The sequence below is a fragment of the Micromonospora sp. CNB394 genome (assembly GCF_000374985.1).
GTDB lineage: Bacteria > Actinomycetota > Actinomycetes > Mycobacteriales > Micromonosporaceae > Micromonospora > Micromonospora marina.
Genome location: NZ_KB895834.1, coordinates 1 through 14,492, shown reverse-complemented (window position 1 = coordinate 14,492; position 14,492 = coordinate 1). Strand labels below are relative to the sequence as shown.

Sequence of the window (14,492 nt, the reverse complement as noted above, 5' to 3'; positions counted from 1 at the left end):
GGAGGCTAACGACGGCCACCGAGAAAGGCGTGGGTGACGACGCCGGCGACGGCGATGGTGGCGGCGGAGACGGCGGCTGAGGTGGTGCCCGCCGGTTGCAGCATCCAGGTCAGGACCTCCTGGTACGTGTGCCCGCTCGCCGGTCCGGACAGCACCACCACCAGCGTCCACCCGACCGGGAGGAGCCAGGCCCACTGCGCACCCCAGGCGGCTCCGATGGCGAGGAGCCCAGCGAGCCCGGCGGTGTCCCGGATCATCAGCGCCGTCTTCGCCAGCGGTTCGCCGGTCAGCACCGGCGCCGCGGAGATGAGGGCCGCGGTGGCCATCACCGCCAGGAGGTGCGCGGCACGACGGGGCCGCCAGGCGAGGGAAGCCGTCCGCTCCAGCTCGGGATCGGCGCCGGTGAGCCCGGGCCCGAACGCGACGGTGGCGACGAGCGCGGACAACGACGCGACCGCGAGCCTGAGCCGCGGCTCATCGGTCGCCTGTCCCAGCCACCACGACACGAGTACGCCGGCCGCTGCCGCCCCGGCGGCGGCAACGACCCCCCGGCATCGCAGGTACAGCGTGAGCCATCTCATCTGTCGTCACCGGTCAGGATGTCGAGCAGGTTCACCTCGGTGCAGGCCAACGCCGCCTTGCGCAGCGCGGCGACCCGGTCCCGCTGTTCGGCCGCCGGGAGCGCGCCGAGCGCCTGCCACGTCTGGAGTGCCGCGTCGCGGTCCGGGCCCGCCGGTGGTGCGCCGTCGGTCAGCCAGGCGGCCGCGGCCAGCCGCGCGACGCGGTTCGCCCGCGCCGCGTCGGGGTTTCCGAGGGTGTACGCACACGGCCGGGTGCCCGCCCCGTCCAGGAGACGCCACCGCAGCTCGTCCGGACCTGCCTTGGCGCCACCCCATGGAGCGAGCTCGAGTTCCACGAGCAGCACGTCCTGCGGTTGCGGGGCGGGCGGAACCTCATACCAGGATTCGGGTGTCTCGTGCACCGCGGTCGGTGCCTGCGGGAGCTTCGCCGACAGCGTCGCGAGCGCCTGCCGCGCCGGGTCCCGCAGATCGGTCAGTGCGCCGGCATGGACCCTGGTGACACACACGGCGGGCTCCGGCTCGGAGTCGCAGACAAGCGCGGCGGCCGCCGTGTCGGGCACCGGCAGCCGCTGCCGGCCGGCGGGGAGTATGGCCAGGGCCACCACTGCCGCGGCCACGGCCGGCAGGACCGCCGCCGTCCGGGTGGTCCGGGTGGAGCACAGGAAGCCGGCGAGCGCACTCACCGCCAGGCCGACCAGCCACACGGTGTGTGCGACGCTGACTCTGCCCAGCACCGTCACGAAGTCGCCCCAGAAGCCGAACGGTGACGGGGTCAGCAGGTGGACGGCCTTCGGCACGTGGGCGTACCCCCGATCGGTGATGGCGACGAGCGCCACTGTGGCGCCGACGACGGCGGTGACCGGCGGAGTCAGCCGTGCCGGCGCGAGCGCCCCGACGGTCATGCCGAGCCAGACGCCGGACACCATCCAGAGGACACCGACACCGGCTATCACGATGGACTGGCCCGGCAGGTAGCTCGCGTACGCCGCGACCTGGACCGCACCGCCGGCGTACATCAGGCAGTAGCCTGCGGCCCCGCAGAGCGCCATGGCCACGGCCGCCGGCAGCACCCGCTGCCACCGCGGACGGGCGGTCGCCGCGACCAGTTCCCCGGTGCGGCTACGACGGTCGCGCCCTGCCTGCCACGCGCCCAGGCCGAGCGCCATCGGCCAGAGGATGAACAGGTACTCCCGCTGCCAGAGCGCCAGCAACATCCACCGTCCGCCCCAACCGTCCACGGCGAGATACAGCAGGGGCGTACCGAGCAGTGCGGCGCCCAGGGCCAACCAGAGCGCCGACGAGCGACGGATCTCGATACGGAGGATCCGGCCGATCATGCGGTGCCCCCTGCCGCGGCGCGGTGCCGGCGCAACAGTTCCGTGTACCCGCGCTCGGCCGAACTGTCACCGACCCCCTCGCGGCCCAGCTCCACGAGATCCGTCGGCACACCCTGGAACACCAGCCGGCCGGCATCCATCAGCACCACGTTCGTGCAGGCGGCAACCACGTCCTCCACAAGGTGGGTGGAGACGACGACGCAGCTCTGCCCGCCCAGCTCGCGCAGCAGCGAGCGGAAAGCCATCCGCTGCTCGGGGTCGAGACCGACCGTCGGCTCGTCCAGCAGCAGGATCTCCGGGTCGTTGACGATCGCCTGCGCGATGCCGGCTCGCCGCACCATCCCACCGGACAGTGCCTTCATGCGAGAGCCGGCACGCTCGGCCAGGCCCACCCGTTCCAGCGCACGCTGGACCGCATCCGGGATGTCGTGCCCCGGCACCTCCTTCAGCCAGGCGAGGTATTCGACGAACTCCCGCACGGTGAACCGGCCGTAGAACCCGAATTCCTGCGGCAGGTAGCCGATCGACCGACGCAGCGCCCGCAGGTCGGGTCGTGCGTGCACGGCATGACCGAGTAGTTCGAGGTCACCGCCGGCCGGGCGTGCCACGGTCGCGAGCGCCCGCATCAGTGTCGTCTTGCCGGCACCGTTGGGGCCGAGCAGCCCGTGCACACCGCTGCCCAATGACAGGTCGAGACCATCGACGGCAAAGTGCCTGCCCGCTCGCACCCGAAGCCCCGCCGCCCGGATCGCCCATGCGTACGTCGTCGGTGCCAGGAGGGCGGCACCGATCACCTTCCTCATTCCGTATCTCCTGCTCATCGAAGCTCCGCATAACCACTGCGTCGAGACGCGAGGACGACAGCCACCACCGCGGTCAGCGCCGCCCAGCCGGGCAGGGCGGCCTCGGTCAGCAGCACCGGTAGCCGGGCGGTGACGATGCTCGGGCCGACGACCACCATGGCCCACAGCAGCGCCAGGCCCCCCGCGGCTCTGGGTAGGCCGACCATCTTGCCGAGCGCCAGCGCACACGCCGTGAAGGCCAGGCAGGGCATCAACCAGCGGGCCGGGGATGCGCCGACCGACCAACCGGCCACCGTCAGCACCGGAATCACCACGACGAGCACGACGAGGGTTCGTCGCAGCACCATCCCGAGGCCGGCCCGCGCGGTCGCCACGACCAGTTCGTGGGCCGCGTCGAGCCGCCGGGTCCAGGCGGTGGCGACCCCGAGGAGCGGCGCGACCGGCGCCAGGAGCACCACCAGCGACGGCAGCGCCGCACCACGGCCGGCGACGGCCAGGTCGAACCCGAGCGCGACCAGCACCATCAGCACCGTCGTCGCGAGCCACGGAACGAACACCGGCGTCACCCACCGGCCGGACGGCGCAGGCATCCACCGACGCCGGACCGTTGCCGGCGCGGCGGCGGAGATCGCCGCGTCCACCCGCACCCGGACGGAAGCCAACAACGCCACCGCGTCACCGTCGATGACGTGCGTCAGCCGACTCCGGCAGGCGGCACACCGCTCCAGATGTGTCTCCATCGCCCACAGGACGTCCGGCGCGACAGCCGGATCACCAGCGGCGTAGCGACCCAACGCCCTGGCGGAGATGTGTGCGTTCACGACAACGCCTCCCGGAGTGCCAGTCGCGCACGACGGGCGCGAGTCTTCACGGTTCCCTCCGGAAGACCGAGCATGATCGCGGTCTCCCGGACCGAGAGTCCGTCCAGCACCAGGGCGTGCAGCACCTGGCGCAGTTCCGGTGCCAGCCGGCGCAGCGCGTCACCGATGTCGTCGCCGATCGCGCCGGCGAGCACCACATCCTCCGCCGCCGGTGGATTCTCCGAGGCCAGCGGCAGCGGCACCGCCTGGGAATCCCTCGCTCGCCGCCGGAATCCGTCGACGAGCCGCCGCGCGGCGATCGACCACAGCCAGCCGACCGCGCTACCGGCACTCACGCCCGCGTAGGAGCCGGCGGCCTGCCACACCGCGAGGTACGTCTCCTGGAGGACGTCAGCGATCAGGTCGTCGTCGGCGCAGCGACGGCGGAGACGAACGAGCAACCACGGGGACGTGCGACGATACAGCTCGTCGAACGCCGCGCCGTCGCCACGCGCGATCCGCCGCAGCAACTCCCCTTCGTCTTCCCTCACGCCCATACAGACGCCCAACCCCCAAGATCAGGTTCTCTCCGGTACGACCAGCTCTCCGATCACCGCCCCGGCTCGGCTCGGGCACACCGCACCTGCTCGTCGGCACGGTTGCGGTGCTGCTCCGGCCCGCCTCACCCCACCGTCCCCACCACTCTCCGGCCATCCTCGTCTGCGAGGCGAGCGCCTTGACCGGGTGTGGGTCGACAGGTACGGGCTAGTGGGCGGGGTTGGAACGGCTGCACCTCGTTCACGCCCTGGTGGGTGTCCTGGGGGTGCTGCTGGCCTTCTGGTCCAGTTCGATCCGCCGGGCACCGGTTCTATCTGACCCACAGCGAGGGCGAGCGGGCCCGGGATCCCCGGTTGTGGGCGGCCGGGAGCCTCGTGATGGCGGCGAGCACGGTGGTGCACGGCGTCACCGCCACGCCCGGTCGCCGCTGGTATGCCAAGCGGTCGCCGGAGTCCGCCGGCTGAGGGCGCTCGGTGCGCCCGCCGCCGGCATCATTCTCGGTCGGCCGGGGCGGTGGCCGTTCTGGGCGGCTGCGACGAGTGGACGGTGATGTCCTGCGTCACCGATGCCACGCGTATGCCGTTGTCTGCGAGACGGTCGAGCACCCGGCGGGTGACCTGGTCCTTGACCTGCCGGGCGGCGCGTACCGGCACCACGAACCGGGCGGACAACTCGACCCAGTTCGGGGTGGCGCGGACGAAGACGCGGACGTCGACCTCCGCCTCGGCGACCGGGTAGCGGTGGCGCATCTGCTCGATGGCGCGTCGCGCCTCGGCGGTCGAGGAGATGTCCCGTGCCTCCTCGCACAGGATGCGCTCCGCCAGGTGCCAGTCCGCCTCGTAGGGGATGGGCAGCGTCAACTCCTCCCACAGGTGATCCAGTACGGTGCTGCTGTTGAACACCGGCGCGGTGAACACGAAGCGGTTCGACAGCGACACCACCCGTCCGGTGTACTGACGGCCGCGGATCCACGAGTCCGGGTCGGAGGAGGAGCCGCTCTCCAGGATCCGGGTCCGCAGCGGGGTGATGTCCAGGACGTCTCCGCGTACCCCGCACATCTGGATCCGGTCACCGACGCGGAACTGCCGCCCGGTGAGGATGCTGATCCACCCCGCGAACGCCCCGATGACCTCCTGCATGGCCAACGCGAGACCGGCGGCGGCCAAGCCCAGGACCACGCCGATCCGCCCGGCGAACGGCCGCCACAGCACCGCCAGCGTGATCAGCAACGCCACGACGGTCAGGTAGTGCACCGCCTTGCGCAGGTAGTAACGATTACTGGTGTCCTCCACCCGCATCGTGGCCACCCGACCGGCGAGTACGGCGATGAGAACAGCCAGCACGACCAGCACAGCGCTTGTCACGAAACGACCGCTCACGCTGCTGCTGTCCCAGACAGCCTCCAGGAACCGCTCCATGCCGCCTACCCACCGTTCTCGGCGCTGGTCCCAGCCTAGGCAACCGTCGGCGGGGGATCTCGGGAACGCCTCCATCGGTAGGGCCCGGTGAGGTGGTGCGGGGGGTGCGTCGGCGTGTCCTACGGGAGCGCCGGCCGGCCGTACCGGTCGCTGCGCTACTCCGGGCCGGCCTGACCGTCGCCGGGACCGTCGCGGCGGGCGGCACGGTCGCCGGAGCCGGGCTCGGCCGTCTCCGGCGGCGTCCCCGCAGACCGCCCGACCCGCCGCCGGATCCGGCGCACCACCCCGTGCCAGGCGGGCGTCTCGCGGTCCTCGTCGAAGGCCCGCGCGACCACGACGTCGGTCGAGGAGTGCGCCAGGATCGAGATGACGATGGTCAGCGCCACCAGGTGGAACACCTCGTCGCCGGCGGCGATGCCGGACTCGAGTACCAGCAGCCCGTAGACCACCGAGGCGAAGCCCTTCGGTCCGAACCACATCGCGGCGGCCTGCTCCCGCAGGCCCAGACCCGAGCGCAAGAAGGAAACCCACAGTGCCACCGGCCGGGCCACCACGATCGCCAGGACGGCGAAGACCCAGCCGGCCCAGGAGATCTCCCCGAGGAACTCCACCGAGATCAGCGCCCCGAACACCAGCAGCGCGGCCAGTTTCAACAGCTCGGCGACGTTCTCCCCGAAGTGCTCGAACGCCACCCGCTGCCGCGGCCCGAAGGTCGCCACGGTGATCCCGGCGGCGAACGCGGCGAGGAACAGGTTGCCGTGGGTCGCCTTACCCAGCGCCAGCACCAGCAGCCCGATCGCCACCCCGTTGAGCGGCTCGTACGCCGCCGAGGCGGCGAACCAGCGGGTCCGCTCCAGCGCGATCGCGGCCAACGGCACCAGCACACCGATCAGCAGCCCGACCGCCAGCTCGGTGCCCAACTCGCCGAGGTGCAGATCCTCCGAGCCGGCCGCGATCGCGAGCAGCACCACGACGAACGGCAGCGCCAGGCCGTCGTTGACACCCGACTCGACGTTGAGGAGATGCCGCAGCCGGGCGGGAACCTTGTCGTTGCCGACCAGCGCGGCGGCGAAGACCGGGTCGGTCGGGGCGAGGACCGCCCCGACCAGCAGCGCCTCCGGCCAGTCCAGTCCGGCGACCCAGTGGGCGAGCGCCGCAGTGACGAGCAGGGTGAGCGGCAGTCCCCATCCCAGGGCGCGCCCGGGCAGCCGCCACGCCGAGCGCAGGTCGGCCCAGCCGACCCGCATCCCATCGGTGAACAGCACCGCGAACAGCGCCAGCTCCGCCAGTTGCGCGACAATCGGGGAGTCGGCCCGTAGGTGCAGCACCCCGGTGGTGTCCTCACCGAGCACGAACCCGGCAGCCAGGAACAGCGCAGCGGTCGACAGGATGGTGCGTTTGGCCAGCGCAGACACGAGGACGGCGGCCAGGAGGACAGCGGCGAAGCACAGGAGCAGCACAGGACGCCTTCCGGACATGGGTCGTCACACTGCCGGCCAGACTCCGCTGCCTTCCCGAGCGTGACATGCCGCGTCACGGTAACCCGCGCTCGCCCTGGTAGCACGGGGAGGTCGGGGACGGCCGCTCTCCCCCGCCACCGGCCGTCCCGCGCAGCGACCTGCCCCCTCGTGCGGTTTCCGAGTGACGATCACCGCGTCACGAACAACCGCCGATACCGTCTTCGATGCAGGGGTGGCACTTCGTTCGGGACAGCGACGACACCAAGACGGAGAAGTCGCGACCGATGCTCGCCCCTCCCAGCGGTGCGTCATCGCGCTGCGGCCACACCGCGAGCGGCAGAGCCGCGGTCAGGTTGAGGCCGGGAAGGACTGGCAAGCTCTCGGCCTGTTGCATCAGCTGTGCGCGTTGAGGAAGCCGATCAGCGTCGCGGTCCACCAGCCGAGCTGGGAGGTGAGGGCCGGCCGAGGGCCACCCCGTTGACGCCGACCACGAGCACCGCGAGCAGCTTGACCCGTACCAGCGCGGAGGAGGTGTCCGGTCCCAGCGCGGCGCCGCTGACGACGAGACCGGCCAGGCCCAGCCAGATGAGCGGGTGCGTTCCGCGTGCCGCGTTGAGCACAGCGTCGAGTGGTTCGCGGCGCAGCAGCCAGCGCAGGCTGAACCACTCACCGTCAACACCGCGCCGAAGCCCATCACCAGGCACGTGAGGTAGCAGAAGAGGGCGAGCATCCGCCCACCAGGGGAGAGACTGACGTGCGGCGCGGCGAGGATCGCGAGCAGCCACCCGAGACTCACCAGCACCGTCGCGGTGACGCGCGTGGCGCGGCCGGCGGCGCGGCGATGACCACCGCGCCAACCCGCCGCCGGCCCGGTCGTGGCGTCTCCGCCCGTCGGCACCGGCGTCCCGGCATGTCGCGCCGATCGCCTGGCGCTCGTTCCGTGAGCACCCGTCGCGGCGCGACGGGTGGCGGGTGACACCCGGCGCGGGCCCGGCACGGTGCCGTAGAGGTCAGTTGTCCGCATCGCCGGTCGCGCCGGGCCGACCCGCCAGAGCGCTCAGCTCGGCAGCTCGTGTCGCCTCGATTCGTCCGGCGAGCGCCCTGACCTCCGGGCTGCCCCCGGCGGTCTGCTCCCCCCGACACAGCACGACGGACTGCTCGAGGTGCGCCCGCAGCAGACCGACGGCCCGGGACGGCACCTCGGCATCGGGGGTGGCGCGCAGGTCGGCGAGGCGCTCGTCCGTGACCATGCCAGGCATCTGATGCCCCTCGTGGATGTTGTTCTCCGGAACGTTGCCTGCGGCCAGCAGACCCCGCAGCTCCACCACCTCGGCCCGGTGCGTCGTCCGGATCTCGCCGAGGACGGCGCGCAGCGCGGGATCGGTGGTCGACGGACGGGTGTCGAGGTGGTCGATCAGCGCGAGGGCCCCGTCGTCCATCGGCAGCAGCAGTTGGATGAAGGCGTCGTCGGTGCCGTTGAGCACCACCGGTGCAGTGGGCGCGGCAGCGACCGACCCGGGCGCGGCGGGCTGGTCGGCACGGTCCGTCTGCCGGGTCAGGGCGACGGCCAGCGTCGTCGCGGCAAGTGTCACGACGACGCCGGTGATCCGCCAGGCAGACGCCCTGCGCGCGGGACCGACCATCAGCGCGCGGCCTGGAACGCTCGACCGATCGCCGTCGCGCTGGTGCCGTCGCTGAACAACCCCGACTTGTCCTTGTCGCTGGCGGACAGACCGAACCAGGCGTACCGCTGCACGTAGGGGAGCTGGCCGAGCATGGCGGTGGCCGCGGTGAGGAAGGCCGCCTGTTGCCCCTGACCGGGGAAGATCTGACGCCCGCCGTCGTAGCGGATCAGCGCGAACTCGGTCAGCCAGATCGGTTTCTTGTAGCGCTGGTAGACGGCTTGCAGGTACTGCCGTAGCTGGTTGACCGCCGCGGCCGTCGTGAAGTCGGCGCCGTACCAGTGCAGGGCGATGAAGTCGACCCGGTGGCCCCGGGCCTCGGCGCCGGCCATGAACCTGTCCAGCCAACCCTCGGGGTCCGCGCCACCCCAGGCGACCGCCGGGCTACTCAGTTTGTTGCCGGTCGCCATCAGTTGCGGCCACAGGTCAAGTGCCTGGTCGACGGTCATGTTCGCTTGCTCGGGCAGGTCCGGCTCGTTGAAGCCGAGCAGGTAGGGCCCGGCCGCCCGGGCCCGGGCCAGGTCCGCGGCGTTGACGTTCTCCGCGCTACGGATCATGGGCACGAAGGTCGCGCCCCGCGGAGTGCTGACACCCGGGTGCTGGGTGCCCCAGGTGTAGTACCAACCGGCCTTCGAGTTGACCAACGCCTGGCTCACGCCGGCGAAGTTCCACACTCCGACGCCCTTGCGGGCGGAACTCACCGCCGGCACTACCGGCGCCTTCGGAAGCGATGGCCGCACGCTCGGCGACGGCGCCCTGGTCGGGGCGGCGACGACTGTGGGCGCGGCCGGTGGCGCGCCGGCCCAGGAGGGCGCGGCCTGGGGCGCGGCACCCGGATCGGCCGGCCGGAGCACCACCACCGCGGTGATCACGGCGGCCGCCACCACCGTCGCGGCGAGGGATAGCATCAGGCCCCGGCGCGTATACACCGCCAGGTCGACGGCCGTCGACGGTGGCCCGACGGCCGGCGGGGCCGCCGGAGGCACGGCCGGGTGCGGGATGTGGGCGCTGAGGCCAGGCGGAAGAGGCAGCAGCGACATCCCCGCGAGCAGCCGGTCGATCGGGAGGAAAGCGGCACCCAGGCGCCCACAGAACGCGCAGTCGCGGACGTGCCGGGCCAGCCGTTTGCGCCACAGCGGGCTGGGCCTGCCGTCCCACTCGGCCGTCAGGGTGTGCAGGTCCGGGCACCCGGGCCGGGCGTGCAGCGCGCGGACGACTCCTCGGGCGCCCTGGATCTGCTCCTTTATCCGATGGATGCGTACGGCGGCGTGCCCTGGTGACAGACTCGCCGCCTCGGCGACCTCGGTACGCGTCAGCTCGCCGGTCTCCTCCAACCACCACAGCGAGAGCAGTTCCTGGTCGTCCGGATCGAGCCAGCGGGTCGCTTCGGCGACCTCACGTCGCTGGTCGGTGAGGCCGAGCCGGAGGATCGTCAGTCCGGCGAAGTCGGAGGCGGGGTCGGGCACGTTGTCGACCGCGTCCAGACCGGCGTCCCGGTTGTGGGCGGCCCGTCGGCGCTGCTCCCAGTCGCGCACCTGCCGGATGCTGATCGCCACCAGCCAGGACCGGTATGCCGTCGGGTCGTTGAGGGTGGGCAGGTGCCGGATCACCCGTACCAGGGTCTCCTGGACCACGTCGTCGACGTCGGCGTGGCCGCGGAGCGCGCGCCCGACGATGTTGTAGACCAGCGGGAGCGACGCCGCCACGACCTCGTCGAGAGCGCGCCGGTCGCCCTGTCGGGCCGCGACGACCAATCCGGGATCGGGTACCGCCCGAACGGCTGACGACATGGGTTCTACTCCTTGTTCGATCGACTCGAACAGCGCCCGTGGGCGCTGACCGCCTCCTGATCGGAGACGATCGGTGGCAGGTCAGATTACGGTTTTCCGCGGGGACGCGTTACTGCTGGCTGCGGTGGGACTGTGCTGGTCACCGGCCCGGCGCAGAGGCATCGGCGCGGCCAGCACGCCAGGACTCGCCCGCATGGGCTCGCGGATCGCGGTGAACGGTCGGGCCGCCGCAGCTGTCGAGCGCGCGACGGAGGAACAGCGGAACGAGGTCTCCCGACGCGGTGGGCGCCGAGTCGGGCGCGGACGGGTCGAGAGCGCTCCGTGCCGGCGTGCCGCGCGGGCTCGCCGCCCGTCCTGGCGGGCATGCCATCCGAATTAATGAAAACTTCAGGAAACGAGGATCAAAAAGTGTTATCCAAGGCGGGCCCGGCGGCCACCAGGGTACTTGTCCGCGGCCCTCCTTAATTCTTTTTCCGCACGTTGCCGCAGGTCTGGGACGTGCACATACTTCACGCGACAGGAGCGTTATCGCCGACTCGAAGGAATCCTTGGCAATGCGGACTCCCCCCGCGCATGTCGCACCGCCGGGCCGGGCGCAGAAGCGCCGCCGCCTCGCTCGTATCACGCTCGCCTCCGCGGTCGCCGCCGCCCTGGCCGGCAGCGGCATCTACATCGCCGGCGCCCAGGCCGAAGAGGTCGCGGTGCCCGGCCGCATCCAGGCGGAGGCCTTCGCCGCGCAGTCCGGCGCGCAGACCGAGAACACTGGCGACGCCGACGGCGGCCGGAACGTCGGCTGGCTCGCCAACGGTGACTGGCTGCGGTACGACGGCGTTTCGATCATCGGCACCGACCTGAAGGCCCGGGTCGCCGCGGACAACACCGACGGCGGCATCGTGGAGCTGCGCCTCGGCACGCAGACCGGTGCCCTGCTGGCCAGCTTTCCGATCACCCACACCGGCGGCTGGCAGAAGTGGACGACGGCGACCGGCACGGCGTCCAGTGTGCCGGCCGGCCCGCAGACCGTCTTCGCCGTCATGAAGAGCACATCCCGGTCGGACTTCGTGAACCTGAACTGGTTCACGTTCGGCTCCGCGACCGGCACGGTGCCGAGCGCGTCGCCCACCACGAGCGCCAGCCCGGCGACGCCGAAACCGACCACCCCGGCGACGCCGACCACCCCGACGACGTCGGCGGCCGGCTGGGTTCCCGTTGACCAGGGCAGGTGGAACCAGGAACTGGCTGCCTTCAACGCGATCAAGCCGAAGCCGGTGACGCCGGGAACCACCCGCGTTCCCGAGTTCCACACCGACTGCGAGCTCGCCAACTCGGCGCCGGACGACCCGATCGTCGTCCCCGGCCTTCCGGGCGCCTCGCACATGCACACCTTCTTCGGCCCGAAGGTCGACGCCTTCACCACGACCGACAAGCTGCTCTCCTCGAAGACCACCTGCAACGCCCCCGGTGACCTGAGCGCCTACTGGACTCCGGAGCTGCGCAAGGACGGCAAGCCCGTACCGATGAAGAGTTTCCGGGTCTACTACGGCTCGCGGGTTAAGGATCCGTCGACCGTCAAGCCCTTCCCGCCCGGCCTGCGGGTGGTCGAGGGCGACGCCAAGAAGCAGGTCGACACGCCGAAGAACGCCGGTAGCGACCACTTCTGGTGTGCCGGCAGCGCCGAGACGGGCCGCAGCGCCGACGGTAACTGGCCGGTCTGCGCCCAGGGCGGCAATCTCATCTTCCAGCTTGTCTTCAAGGACTGTTGGGACGGCAAGCACATCGACTCACCCGACCACAAGTCGCACATGGGTGACCCGGTCAACGGCGTCTGCACCGGCAAGTACCCGGTGGCGGTGCCGAACCTGTCCTTCATGGTCAACTTCCAGTCGCTGGGCGGGAACGGTCTCAGCCTCTCCTCCGGCAAACCGTCATCCATGCACGGCGACTTCATGAACGCCTGGGACCCGGCCCACATCGGACCGCTGGTCAAGTCCTGCCTGAACCAGAGCGCCAAGTGCGGCACGGAGGTGACCTTCGCCGGCGGCTGACCCCGGACATACCCCAACCACGGACGGCCCCCACGCCCAGGCGAGGGGCCGTCCGGCGCGCAGACTGCCGATTCAGGACCGGATCGATGATCGCCTGGTCGGGCAACCGCGGTGCGCAGCCCGACAGGAGCCGCCACACCAGTAGACCTAAGTCCTCGCGTCGCCGTTGGCGTATCGGGCTGTCGCGAACTCCGGGCGCACCCGATGTCTCTCCCGGCCGTTAAACAGGAGCAGGCGGTTCGGTAACTCGCCACACGAGACCCAGAGCCTGGCCAGGGCCCGACCGGAGGAGCCGAGGTGGTACGACAGGGTTACCTCGCGACGCTGGTTGTGATGGGCGTGCTAATCGCCGGATGCAGCAGGCAGAGCCACCCGGAGCGCGCGAATCCGCAGCCGAGCGGGCCTCTGGCGCCGTTGACGCCGGCGTCACTGATCGGTTCTTGGACGATCGCCGACGTTGCCGACCCCGGCGCGGGCACGATCCTGCGTCTCGCTGACCGTAATCTGGACCTGGTCGGCAGCCGCTGCGGCACCCTGGGCGGATCCTGGCGGGCCAGCAGCGACGGCGCCTTCCTCGCGGACATCTTCACGGCTACCGCCACCGCGGTCGAAGGCATCCCCGGCTGCGCGAAGGCCAGTCAAGAAACCCCCGAATGGCTGCGCCGCGTCACCGCCTACCAGTTCGACGGAGCAGGACTACCCGTGCTCCTAGACGCACGAGCGCAACCAGTCGCCCGACTGATCCCCGGGGCCACACCGACCCCCGAACCCGACAAGGCCGACAACGTACTGGAACCGCCGGTCATCACCGACGAGGCCCGCCGGGCCCTTACACCAGCGGTCGCCCTACCGGCGAAGCTAGTTCCGGTGGACCGACACCGGCTGGCGGGTCGCTGGATACCCCTGACGGGACTGTCAATCCCCTGGAATCGTGGAGGGTTCGGTTATGCGGCCTGGTCCTCCAGGACACGGATAGCCGATCGCTCGTAGTCGATCGGTGAGCGTCCGCCGCAGACGGAATGGCGGCGGCGACGGTTGTAGAAGGCGGTGATCCAGGTGGCGATCTTGAGCCGGGCCTCGGTGCGGGTGCGGAACTGGTGGCGGTGGACGTACTCGACCTTGAGGGTGGAGAAGGTGGCCTCGGCCACGGCGTTGTCGTAGCACGAGCCGACCCGGCCCATCGACTGACGCACCTTCCAGCGGGCGCACGCCCTGGCGAAGTCGGCCGAGCAGTATTCGCTACCCCTGTCGCTGTGGAAGATCACTCCGGCAACATCGCCGCCGCGGGTGACCGCGGCCATGTTCAGCGCGGCGACGACCAGGCCGGCGTCGTGGTGCTCGCCCATGGCGTAGCCGAGGATGCGTCGGGAGTACAGGTCGATGACGGTGGCGAGGTAGAGCTTGCCCTCACCGGTGACGATCTCCGTCATGTCGCCGCACCAGGCCACGTCAGGCGCGGACGCGGTGAACCGGCGCTTGACCAGGTCCGGGGCGGCTGGCCGCTTGCCCTGCCGGGTCAGCCCACGCCGGCGCCGCTTCGCTCTGGCGACCAGGCCCAGCTCGGCCATAAGCTCGGCGACCGTGTTGTCCGACACCCGCCAGCCCTGTTCGCGTAACTCGTCGCCGACGCGAGGACGGCCGTAGGTGCCACCCGAGGCGTCGTCGAAGACACGCCGGACCGCGTCCGCCAGCCTGCTCCTACTACGGCAGCCGCCATTTGCTAGCCTCGGTCTTTCACTTGAGCATGGATCCATAGCTTGTTATCGATGAGGTTGATTCGCGCTGGTTTTGCCGCTTTGTTGGCATGCTGAGGGCCCGGCGCTGGGCCGGGTTCCTCCGTGTTGCGGGTTGGAGCGTGAGCCTTGACGTCAGCCGGTGGGCCGGGGTAGTGCGGCGAGCTTGTTGAATGCGCTGGTCAGGGCGTTGGCCCAGGGCCAGTTGGCGGCGATGGCGAGTCGTGTCCTGCGGGCGGTGCGGGTGATCCGGGCGGCGACGTGTAGCAGCCGGTAACGCAGCTT

General features: G+C 71.2%; 14 protein-coding genes. 2 read left to right on the top strand and 12 right to left on the bottom strand.

What is annotated here, in order from left to right; translation table 11 throughout:
* Positions 1-5: 5 nt before the first annotated feature.
* From C569_RS0113825 to C569_RS0113780, 10 genes are all read right to left on the bottom strand, one after another.
* Entirely contained in the window at positions 6-581 is a 576-nt protein-coding gene (locus C569_RS0113825) for a hypothetical protein (RefSeq protein WP_018786370.1), read from the bottom strand.
* Positions 578-1,918: a hypothetical protein gene (locus tag C569_RS0113820; RefSeq protein WP_018786369.1), complete on the bottom strand. Its 1,341-nt coding sequence runs from the start codon at positions 1,916-1,918 to the stop codon at positions 578-580. Before C569_RS0113820 ends, C569_RS0113825 begins: the two co-directional genes overlap by 4 nt.
* Complete coding sequence (locus tag C569_RS0113815) at positions 1,915-2,721, bottom strand: ABC transporter ATP-binding protein (RefSeq protein WP_026268122.1); 807 nt, start codon at positions 2,719-2,721, stop codon at positions 1,915-1,917. The genes C569_RS0113820 and C569_RS0113815 overlap by 4 nt, the downstream gene beginning before the upstream one ends.
* Positions 2,722-2,735: 14 nt before the next feature.
* Positions 2,736-3,542, bottom strand: a complete 807-nt coding sequence (locus tag C569_RS0113810; protein ID WP_026268121.1) for a hypothetical protein — start codon at positions 3,540-3,542, stop codon at positions 2,736-2,738.
* The gene (locus tag C569_RS0113805; RefSeq protein WP_026268120.1) at positions 3,539-4,078 is read right to left on the bottom strand and encodes an RNA polymerase sigma factor; all 540 of its coding nucleotides are present in this window, start codon (positions 4,076-4,078) and stop codon (positions 3,539-3,541) included. Before C569_RS0113805 ends, C569_RS0113810 begins: the two co-directional genes overlap by 4 nt.
* 492 nt (positions 4,079-4,570) lie before the next feature.
* Positions 4,571-5,443, bottom strand: coding sequence for a mechanosensitive ion channel family protein (locus C569_RS30255; protein WP_196806725.1), 873 nt, complete (start codon positions 5,441-5,443; stop codon positions 4,571-4,573).
* 209 nt (positions 5,444-5,652) lie between these two features.
* The gene (locus tag C569_RS30250) at positions 5,653-6,975 is read right to left on the bottom strand and encodes a cation:proton antiporter (RefSeq protein WP_081635948.1); all 1,323 of its coding nucleotides are present in this window, start codon (positions 6,973-6,975) and stop codon (positions 5,653-5,655) included.
* 401 nt (positions 6,976-7,376) lie between these two features.
* Positions 7,377-7,661 carry a hypothetical protein gene (locus tag C569_RS30245; protein ID WP_051090488.1) on the bottom strand — a complete coding sequence of 95 codons (285 nt, stop codon included), beginning with the start codon at positions 7,659-7,661 and terminating at the stop codon, positions 7,377-7,379.
* Positions 7,662-7,967: 306 nt separating this feature from the next.
* Complete coding sequence (locus tag C569_RS0113785) at positions 7,968-8,549, bottom strand: DUF305 domain-containing protein (protein ID WP_231394790.1); 582 nt, start codon at positions 8,547-8,549, stop codon at positions 7,968-7,970.
* A gap of 50 nt (positions 8,550-8,599) precedes the next feature.
* Positions 8,600-10,429, bottom strand: a complete 1,830-nt coding sequence (locus C569_RS0113780; RefSeq protein ID WP_026268119.1) for a sigma-70 family RNA polymerase sigma factor — start codon at positions 10,427-10,429, stop codon at positions 8,600-8,602.
* A gap of 281 nt (positions 10,430-10,710) precedes the next feature.
* Here C569_RS0113780 and C569_RS0113775 point away from each other — a divergent pair, with 281 nt between their 5' ends.
* Together C569_RS0113775 and C569_RS33160 are read left to right on the top strand one after the other, a co-directional pair.
* Positions 10,711-12,474 carry a DUF1996 domain-containing protein gene (locus C569_RS0113775; RefSeq protein WP_231394789.1) on the top strand — a complete coding sequence of 588 codons (1,764 nt, stop codon included), beginning with the start codon at positions 10,711-10,713 and terminating at the stop codon, positions 12,472-12,474.
* Positions 12,475-12,771: 297 nt separating this feature from the next.
* Positions 12,772-13,464: a hypothetical protein gene (locus tag C569_RS33160; protein WP_155945540.1), complete on the top strand. Its 693-nt coding sequence runs from the start codon at positions 12,772-12,774 to the stop codon at positions 13,462-13,464.
* On the opposite strand, the gene C569_RS0113770 is transcribed toward C569_RS33160, so the two are convergent.
* Positions 13,419-14,228 carry an IS3 family transposase gene (locus C569_RS0113770; RefSeq protein ID WP_155945539.1) on the bottom strand — a complete coding sequence of 270 codons (810 nt, stop codon included), beginning with the start codon at positions 14,226-14,228 and terminating at the stop codon, positions 13,419-13,421. The two genes, C569_RS33160 and C569_RS0113770, sit on opposite strands and share 46 nt — an antisense overlap.
* A 114-nt stretch (positions 14,229-14,342) precedes the next feature.
* On the bottom strand, positions 14,343-14,492 hold a 150-nt coding region (locus C569_RS33155), incomplete at its 5' end, for a transposase (RefSeq protein ID WP_018786358.1).

Excerpts from the sequence above, each read along its gene's own strand:
- C569_RS0113805 (WP_026268120.1), bottom strand. The coding sequence starts at position 4,078 with ATGGGCGTGAGGGAAGACGAAGGGGAGTTGCTGCGGCGGATCGCGCGT.
- C569_RS30250 (WP_081635948.1), bottom strand. The coding sequence starts at position 6,975 with ATGTCCGGAAGGCGTCCTGTGCTGCTCCTGTGCTTCGCCGCTGTCCTC.
- C569_RS0113815 (WP_026268122.1), bottom strand. The coding sequence starts at position 2,721 with ATGAGGAAGGTGATCGGTGCCGCCCTCCTGGCACCGACGACGTACGCA.
- C569_RS0113770 (WP_155945539.1), bottom strand. The coding sequence starts at position 14,228 with ATGGATCCATGCTCAAGTGAAAGACCGAGGCTAGCAAATGGCGGCTGC.
- C569_RS0113825 (WP_018786370.1), bottom strand. The coding sequence starts at position 581 with ATGAGATGGCTCACGCTGTACCTGCGATGCCGGGGGGTCGTTGCCGCC.
- C569_RS0113780 (WP_026268119.1), bottom strand. The coding sequence starts at position 10,429 with ATGTCGTCAGCCGTTCGGGCGGTACCCGATCCCGGATTGGTCGTCGCG.
- C569_RS0113820 (WP_018786369.1), bottom strand. The coding sequence starts at position 1,918 with ATGATCGGCCGGATCCTCCGTATCGAGATCCGTCGCTCGTCGGCGCTC.